The organism is Pseudofrankia coriaricola (assembly GCF_032027725.1).
Lineage (GTDB): Bacteria > Actinomycetota > Actinomycetes > Frankiales > Frankiaceae > Pseudofrankia.
This window is the reverse complement of sequence record NZ_JASNFO010000096.1, coordinates 53,253-62,716: the sequence shown is the minus strand read 5'-3', so window position 1 is coordinate 62,716 and position 9,464 is coordinate 53,253. Positions and strand designations below refer to the sequence as shown.

Sequence of the window (9,464 nt, the reverse complement as noted above, 5' to 3'; positions counted from 1 at the left end):
CACCGGTCCTGACTCGATGGTGACCTGGACGTTCGCGCGCGACCTGCTGCGTGATGGCGTCGACGCGCCGTCCGGAGAAGGCGACGTGCAGGTGTGGCCGGCGAAGCTGGGGGGCGGTCCGGTGTCGCTCGAGGTGTCCAGCCCGAGCGGCCATGCGCTGTTTGAGCTGCCCCGCCAGAAGGTAGTGGCTTTTCTCGAGCGAACCTATGCCGCCGTGCCTCTCGATACAGAGAGCCGACACTTCGATGTCGAGGCTTTTCTGTCAACACTGACCGGCCTTGGCCCAGAGGGCTAGGGTGCTTATCGGATGTGGGTTGATCTGGGTGGCTGGTCATAAAGAGGCCGGATGATCAGCAGAAGGATCCCCGGTGGTCTGCGCCGTGCGCAACAGTAGGGAGACTCCGGCCCTGCTGGGACGGCTCAGGTCTCGCGGCTCAGGACGACCTTGAGCGCACCGGTCTCGTCCGCGTTGGCGAACACGTCGTAGGCGCGGAGGAAGTCGTCGAGTGGGAAGTGATGCGTGACGAAGCGGGCCGCGTTGATCTGTCGACTGGTCAGCAGGCGCAGCAGCGTCGGTGTGGAGTAGGTGTCGACGAGGCCGGTGACGATCGTGACGTCCCGCGTCCACAGCCGTTCGAGGTGCAGGGTCGCCGGCTTGCCGTGCACGCCGATGTTGGCCACCCGTCCACCAGGTCTGATGAGATCGGCGGCGAGTTCGAAGGTGGCCGGAATCCCGACGGCCTCGATCGCGACATCCACGCCCAGCCCGCCGGTCAGCTCCAGTACCAGGTCGCGGGGATCCTGTTCGCCGTTGTTCACGACCAGGTCCGCGCCGAACCGCTTCGCCGCGTCGAGCCGGCTTGTCACGAGGTCGATGGCGATCACGTGGCTTGGGCTGAACAGCCGCGCTCCGCTGATCGCGGACAAGACGCGGCTGACACGGCCCGCGACCGCGATGGCCCCGCCCCATGACTGGGGCGCGCAGCAGTCGGGCCGCCTCCGCCTGGGCACGGTCGGACGTTCGGCCGCGTGGAGGGTGTCCGGTTGGACGCCAATTTCACCACCCGCTGAGTTTCTTGGCACCGATCGGCTAGCCTTAACTCATCAAGTGTTGAAATTGGGGGCGGCATGCCGATCGAGGATGCGGCCAGGCGCGTCGGACGGCGCCCCGGCCAGTCGGACGCACGGGCTGAGATCCTGCGCGCCGCGCGCGCGTTGTTCGCCGAGCGCGGGTTCGTAGGCACCTCGATCAGGGCTGTGGCTGCCGGCGCCGGGGTCGATCCCGCCTTGGTGCACCACTACTTCGGTAGCAAGGAGGGGCTGTTCCGCGCGGCGCTGGAGATTCCTGTCCAGCCTGAGGAACTGGTGGAGGAGATCTTCGCCGCCGGCGTGGAGCAGGCTCCCCAGCGGTTGGTGCGGACGTTCCTGCGGGTCTGGGATGCGCCCGAGACCGGTCCGGCGATGGTGAGCTTCCTGCGCACTGTGCTGTCACGGCAGGAGTCCGTGAGCCTGATGCGCGAGTTCTTCGCGGCCACCGTGGTGCGGCTCGCGGCGGGCAAGCTGCTCGGCGGCGTCGACCCCGCCGAGGCCGAGATCCGGATCGGGCTGGTGGCTAGTCAGATGCTTGGCCTTGCGGTGGCGCGCCGGGTGCTGGCCGTCGAACCGCTGGCCAGTATGCCCGCCGACCTGCTGGCGGCCATGGTCACGCCCACGATCAGCCGCTACCTCCTCGGTGAGCTCCCCGGCCCGCCCGACGTCACCGACGGCCCGCCCGCCGGCCCCGCCCTGCCCTTGTCCTGATCTGGTTCCGCCTCCCAGGAGAGATCCCGTCGATGATCGACACGCATGAGTCGGCGACCCAGCCAGCAATCCGGATCGAGGGGCTGGTGAAGAAGTTCGGCTCCTTCACCGCGCTCAACGGGCTCGACCTGACCGTCGCCCGCGGGGAGGTTCAGGGGTTCCTGGGCCCGAACGGCGCGGGGAAGTCGACCACCATCCGAGTGCTGCTGGGACTGCTGCGCGCCAACGCGGGCACCGTGGAGCTGCTCGGCGGTGACCCGTGGCGACATGTTGTCGCGCTGCACCGGCGCCTGGCCTACGTGCCCGGCGACGTGGTGCTGTGGCCCGGGTTGTCCGGCGGGGAGGCGATCGACCTGCTCGGCAACCTGCGCGGCGGGCTCGATGAGACACGCCGCGCCGAGCTGATCGACAGGTTCGAGCTCGACCCGACCAAGCGGGGCCGCCAGTACTCCAAGGGCAACCGGCAGAAGGTCGCCATCGTGGCCGCACTCTCCTCCAACGTCGAGCTGCTCATCCTCGATGAACCCACCTCCGGCCTCGACCCCCTGATGGAGGCGGTCTTCCAGGAGGAGATCGCCAAGGAGAAGGCGGCCGGCCGCACCGTCCTGCTGTCGAGCCACATCCTCAGCGAGGTCGAGGCACTCGCCGACCGCGTCAGCATCATCCGGCAGGGCCGCATCGTGCGGACAGGCACGTTGCAGGACCTGCGCGGACAGACCCGGATCAAGATCACCGCGACGCTCGCCCGACCACCCGCGGACCCAGGCGACCTCCGTGAGATCCACGACGCCCGGCTCGACGGCACTCGGCTCACCGGCTCGGTCGATCCTGACCAGATCAACGCCGCGATGGCCGCGCTGGTGCCGCACCAGATGTCCATGCTCACCGTCGCGCCGGCCTCCCTGGAGGACCTCTTCCTCAGCCAGTACGACACCGACAGCGTCACTGCCGGCGACGCCGTTCCGCGCCAGGCGCCGACTGGACGGGCCCGGCCATGACCGCCTTCACCGGTACCCGCCCGCTGTTGAGGGTGGCGCTACGCCAGGACGCCCGCAACATCGCACCCTGGGTGATGCTCATCTCGGTGTTGTCCGCGTCGTCGATCCTCGCCTACTCGTGGATCTTCCCCGACGCGGCGGACCGCGCGAAGCTGGCCGCCACACTGGGCGGGAACCCCGCACTCGCGCTGATCTTCGGGCCCGCCCGCGACCTGACGACTGCTGACGGGTTCAACGCCTGGCGCGCGGGCGCCCTTGGCGCCTTCTTCGCCGGACTGATGGGGATCCTCATCGTCGTCCGCAACAGCCGCGCCGATGAGGACTCCGGCCAGGCCGAACTGCTCGCGTCGGGCGTGCTCGGGCGCCAGGCCCGACTGGCCGTCGCCGTCCTGATGGCCGCCGCGGCCTCCGTCGCGCTCGGAGTCGTGTGCTTCCTGCTGACCATCGCTTGCGGCGGAGCTGTAGTCCCATCACTGATACTGTCCGCGACATTCACCGCCTCGGGCCTGATGTTCGCCGGGGTCGCGGCGATCGCTGCCCAACTCGGCTCCGACGCCCGAACCGCCAATAGCATCGCCGTCGCCGCGCTCGGCATCTGCTACGTGATCCGCGGCTACCTCGACTCCAGTAACACGCCCGACTGGACTTCCTGGACCACCCCGCTCGGCTGGCTGTCCCGGACACGCCCCGCCACGGACAACAACCCCTTGCCGCTGCTCGCCGCGCTCGCGCTGACGATCGTCCTCGTGCTCGCCGGGTTCGCGCTGCACAGCCGACGCGACTACGGGCTCGGTATGATCGCGCCGCGGGCAGGCGCCGCCCGTGGGGGCGCGACGGCGAACGTGTGGGGTCTCGCGGTGCGGCTCCACCGCGGGGCGCTCGCGTCGTGGATGATCGCCTTCGTCGGCCTCGGCCTCATCTTCGGCAACCTCGCCACGTCCCTCGGCAGCGTCCTCGGCGACAACCCCGCCGCGGCCAAGGTCCTCGCCGCCGGCGCCACCGGCCCCGCCGCGCTCACCTTCGGGTTCCTCGTCACGATCCTGCAGATCGTCGGCATCATCGCCGCCGTCACCGGCGTGCAGGTGGCGCTCAGAATTTACGCCGAGGAGGTCGACTACCGGGTCGAGCCCCTGCTCGCCGGTGCCCTGCGGCGACAGATGTACCTGGCCAGCAACGCCGCCGTCGCGTTCGCCGCGCCCGCGGTCGCCCTTACGGTAGCCGGCACCGCGCTCGGCGTGGTCGCCGCCTCCCGGGACAGCTCGATTTCCGCGGGCGACGTCGTCACCCAGGCGCTCGTCACGATTCCCGCGGTGTGGACGCTCGTCGCGCTCGCGTTCGCCGCCGTGGGCGCCGCGCCCAGCAGGCGACTTGTCGGCTGGCTCGGCGTCGTCGCGACCTTCGGCCTGACCCTCCTGGGCCCGACGTTCAACCTCCCGGGCTGGGCCCTGGACATCAGCCCGCTGCGCCACGTCCCGAACGTGACCGCCACAGCCCCCGACTGGGCCGGCCTCGGGTGGCTCGCGGGAATCGCCGCGCTGTTCCTCGCCGTCGCCTTCACCGGATTCCGCCGCCGCGACATCGTGTGAAATCCCACCGCCGCCATCCGCATGCGCCGACTCCCGCCGACGCGCCCGGCTGTCAATCCTGGCCATCCTGGACATGAGCCCAAAGATGGTCCCCATCGGCACACCGGAAAACCACCTCTTTACCCTGACCCCTCAGCCTGGATGCACCGATCCATTTCGGCGGTCAATCGAGTTGATCTGTAACGGCTATTGACTGACGCCCAGGACGCACTCGGCTTTGCTCCCTCCGTCGTCTTCGAAGGCCCCATCGACACCGTGGTGCCCGGCGACGTCGCCACGCGTGGGAAACCGCGGCCATGGCTTGCCATCCCGGCGACGCTGTGATCGTGTACACGGACGGGCTGATCGAGGCCCGTTGATCGCGCCGACCGAGGTGCCGACCACCAGGTCCGGCCGGATCCCGGCGTCGAGCAGGGCGCGAGCATGACCACCTCGCTTGCCCCGAGTACACCGCTGCCGCCGAGGACGAAGGCCACCGGCCGCGTCACCGTCGCTCCCCACCGTCTAACGCCGGCTGGCGGCGGACGACGGCGACCGGGCAGGTGGCGTGCAGCACGCACTGCGAGCTGGTGGAACCGAGCAGCAACTCGGCGAAGCCGCCGCGGCCCCGGGCGCCGACCACGAGCATCTGGGCGCGTGCCGCCGCGTTGATGAGCCGTGGGCGGCGGTGCCCATGATCAGGCGTGTGTTCACGTCGAGGCCCGTCCGGCCGGTGAGACCCGCGCTGGTCGACTCGTCCAGCACGGCCTGCGCGGCGTCGCGGAATACCTCGTCGCCGAGGCCGGTCCGGGCGGTGAGGGTCGGTGCTGGCTCCCAGGCGTGTCCACCGCCCAGCGCAGCGCCCGCTCGGCGTCCGCGGAACCGTCGATCCCCACGACGATGTCTGCTTCCGCCACGTCATCTCCTCCCACAGGAGTCGCACCAGGATTCTCGCGGGTGGTCTGCCTGACACTCGCGACTACAGCGAGCACGTCGCCCGGCGCATCTGGCCGGCGTGACCGGCGGCTTCTCCTCCCAGCCGGGGCCCCGCGGCAGAGGTCGGCGTCCGCGTCAGCGAAGGACCTGCCCGCGATCGCGGGAGGGTCGGCGGCCAGACGTTTCTGACCAACACACAGCGGCTAGACACTCCGTGGGTAGTCATCCCCGGCGCCCGGACGTCGACACCCCGCGTCTACGTGCGTAGCAGGCGAATCCGCGGATGGCGCGGCACCGCCTGACGGAGGGAGAAAGAGATCGTGGTTGCTGATCAGGAGGCGCGCATCGCGCTTTTGGAAAGGCAGATCGTCGCGCTCACGGAGGCGGTCCGGGTCATCGCCCGTGGGCTTGAGTCCCCGCCCGTCGAGGATGAGCCCTTCGAAGCGACGGCGGAGCGGGCAGCCAGGCAGGCTCACGAAATGTTGCTCTCCGCCGGCCTGTAACCAGGGTCGCGGAGCCGGACCTGCCCACGAGGCGGCAACGACCCAGTTCCGGCCTCCCGGAGGGAAAGGATGTCCCGCACCGCCACGACCTTGCCTGTGGCCATGGCGGCTTCGCTGAGCTGCTGCTTGGTTCCACCAGCCGAGCCTGCATGCCGCGCGCCCGTGGCCGTCGTGCCCGGGGTAGACACCCGATGGAGCGCTTCTCGACAGATACGCCAGGTTCATCGACGTTGGGCGAGCAGGCGGAGGCGACGAGCACCCAGCGGCTGTCCCTGATCGCGGGGAAGTATGTCGGTAAGGACGATCGAGTGATGATCGTGCGCTGCCAGTCCGGGCTGCCCTCGATCGGCGAGGCGTTGGAGCCTTTCGCGCTGGCCTACACGGTCGGCGGCTCCATGCGCGGCTCGCACCACGCGCCACTGATGCCGGTCTCGACCGCCCAGGCGCACCCGTCCCGCTTCGACGGCCCCCCGCGGGTGGTCTGCCTCGGCTTCCAGATCACCGGCGGCCGGCTGATCGGCCCGCGCGACATGTTCGACGACCCGGCCTTCGACCGGGCCCGGGCACAGGCCAACGAGGTCATGGACTACCTGCGCCGGCACGGCCCGTTCGAACCGCACCGGCTCGGCCTCGACGAGCTCGAGTACACCACCATGCCCGCGCTGGAGGACAGGCTCGCCGACCGCTGGCAGGCCCTGCCCGCCCCGGCGGCTCCCGCCGAAACCGCGCGGCGTCCAGCCGCCATTGATCTCCGTGCACGGCCCGGCCGTCAGCTCCGGTCGTGACGCCGACGCCCTGATCCGGACGAGTCCGCCCCGAGCGCGGAGAGGCCTCCGCTGGTCTTTCGAGCAGGGAGCGACGCTGTGCGAGCGACCATCGCGTTGGGACGGATCGCCGGGGTCCGGGTCGGGGTCCACTGGAGCGTGCTGCTCATCTTCGGCATCATCACGTTCGGCCTCGCGCAAGACCGCCTCCCACAGGCGTATCCGGGCCGTGCCCTGGTGCTGTACTGGGTGGCGCCCTTGGCGCCGCGGTTGCCTTCTTCATCTCCCTGCTCGCCCACGAGGTGGCGCACGCCGTGATGGCCCGGCGCAACGGGGTGGCCGTGGATGACATCGTGCTGTGGCTGCTGGGGGCGTGGCCCGGCTGAAGTCGGAAGCGTCGAGCCCGGCGGCGGAGCTGCGGATCGCGGGCGTCGGCCCCCTGGTCAGCCTCCTGCTGGGCGGACTCTTCGCGCTGGGCGCCTGGCTGCTCGCCTTGGCGTCCGCGTCCGGGCTCCTAGTCGACGTGGTGGCCTGGCTGGCGGACGTCAACCTGCTGCTCGCCGTCTTCAACGCCCTTCCGGCCGCTCCACTCGACGGCGGACGGCTGCTGCGTGCCTGGATCATGGCCGAGGTCCCGTCGGTGGCCTACTGGATCCCCGCCTACGCCCGGCTCGGCATCGACGGGGTGTCGATCGGGTCGAACGACCTGACCCAGCTCGTTCTCGGCGTCGACCGCGACTCCGAGACGTGCGCGGAGCTGTTCGACGAGTCCGACCCGGCCGTGTTGGACGCCATCGCACGGATCATCGGAGCCTGCCGGGAGGCCGGGATCACCTCGTCACTGTGCGGCCAGGCGCCTTCCAGCCGGCCCGACTTCGCCGAACACCTGGTGCGGCTCGGCATCACGTCGGTGTCGGTGAACCCGGACGCGGTCGACGCGGCCCGGCGAGTGATCGCGGCGGCCGAGCGACGATTGCTACTATCCGCCGCCCGCGGCCGGACCGGCGCATCCCCACCCGGGTAGGTCTTGTCGAGTAGGCATGGGCGCGGTGCGTTACGCCCGTCCCGAACGGCTACGCGGCAGCGGTCCGTTCACGGCGGCGGTGGTCGGCTCGCCACAGTTCGTCGGCGCCCCAGACGAGGACGGGCATGGGCAGCAGGAGGAGCAGGTTCACAGGGTTGACGGCAACGGTGTCGAGCACGGGGTGCAGGAACGGCAGGTAGACGACGGCGGCCGCGAAGGCGACCTCGAAGAGGATGCCGTAGAGCGGGGTGGCGAGCGTCTCGCAACGCTCGAGGACCGCTTCCGGGGCGCCCTTGACGAAGGCGACGAACCGACCCGGCGCGGTCTCGTCCACCGTGGTCATCCGGCGCAGCCTTGGGTCGAACGGCGCCTCCAGGCGTCGCCGCGCGAGCCGCGAGGCGCGCCCGGTGTCCGCCCTCAGCCATGCGGCCGCCTGCAGCAGCCCGATCTCGGTGGGGTCCCCCCGGTCCTCGCTCTCCTCGGGCTCGCTGAGTTCGGCGTCCGGCTCGGGCAGCCCGGGCCGGACACTGTCGTCGCTGGGCTCCTCGGGTGGGATCCCCTGTCTCGTCTGGTACGTGTCGCCAGCGAGCTGGGCGTTCGAGCAGCTCGCCAGCGCCGTCCGGAGCGCCGCGAGCACGGGGGCCGACCGGTCCACCGCAGTCTCGTCGCCGCCGGTCGAAGCAGCCCAGTTCACGCCGTCGACGGCAAGGTCACCGGCTGTGGTCCACAACCGGACCGGGCGCATCCGGTTCTCGGTGAGAGTGCCGGTCTTGTCCGTGCAGATGACAGTGGTCGAGCCGAAGGTCTCGACGGCGGACAGCCGGCGCACGACCGCGCCGCGCCGGGCCAGCACCCGCACGCCGACCGCGAGCGCGAGGGTGATCGTCGGCAGCAGGCCCTCGGGCACGTTCGCGACCAGTAGCCCGATCGCGAACGTGAGCGCCTCGCCGAACGGCAGCCCGGCGGCCAGCCCGATCGGCAGGAAGGCGACCCCGACCCCGACCGCCACCGCGGCGATCAGCCACGCGACCCGACGAACCTGTCGCTCCAGCGGGCTCTCGTCGCGCTGCACCCGCTCCGACAGCGCGGCGAGCCGGCCGATCTCGGTGTTCATCCCGGTCGCGACGACCAGCACCCGCGCGGACCCGGCCGTGCAGGACGTGCCAGAGAAGACAAGGTCCTCGGCCGCGAGCAACGGGCCGGCGTCAGGTGTCTCGGCCGCCGAGCGGGCGACCGGCACCGACTCGCCGGTCAGCATCGACATGTCGACCTCGACGTAGCCGTCGAGAAGTCGCGCGTCGGCCGGCACCCGGTCGCCTTCACCAATCAGCAGCACGTCTCCGGGCACGATCTCCCGGACGGGCGCTCGCCGTTCGGCGCCGTCGCGCACGACGGTCGCCAGCGGCGGCAGGTAGGCGGCGAGCGCCTCGACGGCCTTCTCGGCGTGCTGTTCCTGGATGAACGCGACGGCGGCGTTGAGCAGCACGACGATGACGATCGCGACGGCCAGCGCCGTCGAGCCGGAGACCGCGGCGAGGACGGCGGCGAGCCACAGCAGCAGCGCCAGCGGATGAACGAGCTGACGGGCGATCTCACGCGGCCAGGTGCGCCCGCGCCGCCGGGACAGCTCGTTCGGCCCGGCGCTGACCAGGCGCCGGGCCGCCTCCCGCTCCGACAGACCGCTCCGCCCGGCGCGCAGATCACGCAGCAGCAGAGCGAGAGGCTCACGCGGGTCGGACACCGCCGCGGGACCAGGTTCGGCGGCGGTCCGGCCAGAGTCGTCGGGCGGCACCGGATCGGGATCCGTCGGTGGAACGCCGGAGGATTGCGTAGGCACCCTACGCTGACCGCTCGGCGGAGCCACGCGTCCAGCA

At 70.9% G+C, this 9,464-nt stretch carries 11 protein-coding genes; 8 read left to right on the top strand and 3 right to left on the bottom strand.

The genetic code is table 11. The annotated features are described in order from the left end of the window. Positions 1 to 295: SsgA family sporulation/cell division regulator (locus QOZ89_RS38670; RefSeq protein ID WP_312625257.1), on the top strand; the 295-nt coding region annotated here is incomplete at its 5' end. Positions 296 to 420: 125 nt separating this feature from the next. On the opposite strand, the gene QOZ89_RS38665 is transcribed toward QOZ89_RS38670, so the two are convergent. Further along, positions 421 to 927: a zinc-binding dehydrogenase gene (locus tag QOZ89_RS38665; protein WP_071047023.1), complete on the bottom strand. Its 507-nt coding sequence runs from the start codon at positions 925 to 927 to the stop codon at positions 421 to 423. A 201-nt stretch (positions 928 to 1,128) separates the two neighbouring features. On the opposite strand from QOZ89_RS38665, the gene QOZ89_RS38660 reads away from it, so the two are divergent. Genes QOZ89_RS38660 through QOZ89_RS38650 form a run of 3 tightly spaced genes read left to right on the top strand, consistent with a single transcriptional unit; the run spans position 1,129 to position 4,384 of the window. Next, positions 1,129 to 1,800, top strand: a complete 672-nt coding sequence (locus QOZ89_RS38660; RefSeq protein ID WP_071047024.1) for a TetR/AcrR family transcriptional regulator — start codon at positions 1,129 to 1,131, stop codon at positions 1,798 to 1,800. 32 nt (positions 1,801 to 1,832) lie between these two features. Further along, positions 1,833 to 2,798 carry an ABC transporter ATP-binding protein gene (locus QOZ89_RS38655; RefSeq protein WP_071047025.1) on the top strand — a complete coding sequence of 322 codons (966 nt, stop codon included), beginning with the start codon at positions 1,833 to 1,835 and terminating at the stop codon, positions 2,796 to 2,798. Continuing rightward, positions 2,795 to 4,384, top strand: a complete 1,590-nt coding sequence (locus QOZ89_RS38650; protein ID WP_071047026.1) for an ABC transporter permease — start codon at positions 2,795 to 2,797, stop codon at positions 4,382 to 4,384. Before QOZ89_RS38655 ends, QOZ89_RS38650 begins: the two co-directional genes overlap by 4 nt. Before the next feature lie 484 nt (positions 4,385 to 4,868). Here QOZ89_RS38650 and QOZ89_RS38640 read toward each other — a convergent pair whose 3' ends face one another. After that, entirely contained in the window at positions 4,869 to 5,285 is a 417-nt protein-coding gene (locus QOZ89_RS38640) for a universal stress protein (protein ID WP_083418184.1), read from the bottom strand. Between the two features lie 334 nt (positions 5,286 to 5,619). Between QOZ89_RS38640 and QOZ89_RS38635 the strand changes: the two genes are divergently transcribed. From QOZ89_RS38635 to QOZ89_RS48445, 4 genes are all read left to right on the top strand, one after another. After that, complete coding sequence (locus tag QOZ89_RS38635; RefSeq protein ID WP_071047027.1) at positions 5,620 to 5,802, top strand: hypothetical protein; 183 nt, start codon at positions 5,620 to 5,622, stop codon at positions 5,800 to 5,802. A 230-nt stretch (positions 5,803 to 6,032) separates the two neighbouring features. Further along, on the top strand, positions 6,033 to 6,587 hold the full coding sequence (locus QOZ89_RS38630) for a fructose 1,6-bisphosphatase (RefSeq protein WP_198543081.1): 555 nt from the start codon (positions 6,033 to 6,035) through the stop codon (positions 6,585 to 6,587). Positions 6,588 to 6,665: 78 nt separating this feature from the next. Next, the gene (locus tag QOZ89_RS48450) at positions 6,666 to 6,884 is read left to right on the top strand and encodes a zinc metalloprotease (RefSeq protein WP_198543082.1); all 219 of its coding nucleotides are present in this window, start codon (positions 6,666 to 6,668) and stop codon (positions 6,882 to 6,884) included. Positions 6,885 to 6,924: 40 nt separating this feature from the next. Then, positions 6,925 to 7,590, top strand: a complete 666-nt coding sequence (locus QOZ89_RS48445; protein ID WP_198543083.1) for a putative PEP-binding protein — start codon at positions 6,925 to 6,927, stop codon at positions 7,588 to 7,590. A 49-nt stretch (positions 7,591 to 7,639) separates the two neighbouring features. Here QOZ89_RS48445 and QOZ89_RS38615 read toward each other — a convergent pair whose 3' ends face one another. Beyond that, positions 7,640 to 9,382, bottom strand: a complete 1,743-nt coding sequence (locus QOZ89_RS38615; protein ID WP_071047028.1) for an HAD-IC family P-type ATPase — start codon at positions 9,380 to 9,382, stop codon at positions 7,640 to 7,642. Positions 9,383 to 9,464: the final 82 nt, after the last annotated feature.

What these genes read in the sequence shown, in the direction of transcription:
- QOZ89_RS38660 (WP_071047024.1), top strand. Translation starts at nt 1,129, where the DNA reads ATGCCGATCGAGGATGCGGCCAGGCGCGTCGGACGGCGCCCCGGCCAG.
- QOZ89_RS38655 (WP_071047025.1), top strand. Translation starts at nt 1,833, where the DNA reads ATGATCGACACGCATGAGTCGGCGACCCAGCCAGCAATCCGGATCGAG.
- QOZ89_RS38650 (WP_071047026.1), top strand. Translation starts at nt 2,795, where the DNA reads ATGACCGCCTTCACCGGTACCCGCCCGCTGTTGAGGGTGGCGCTACGC.
- QOZ89_RS38640 (WP_083418184.1), bottom strand. Translation starts at nt 5,285, where the DNA reads ATGACGTGGCGGAAGCAGACATCGTCGTGGGGATCGACGGTTCCGCGG.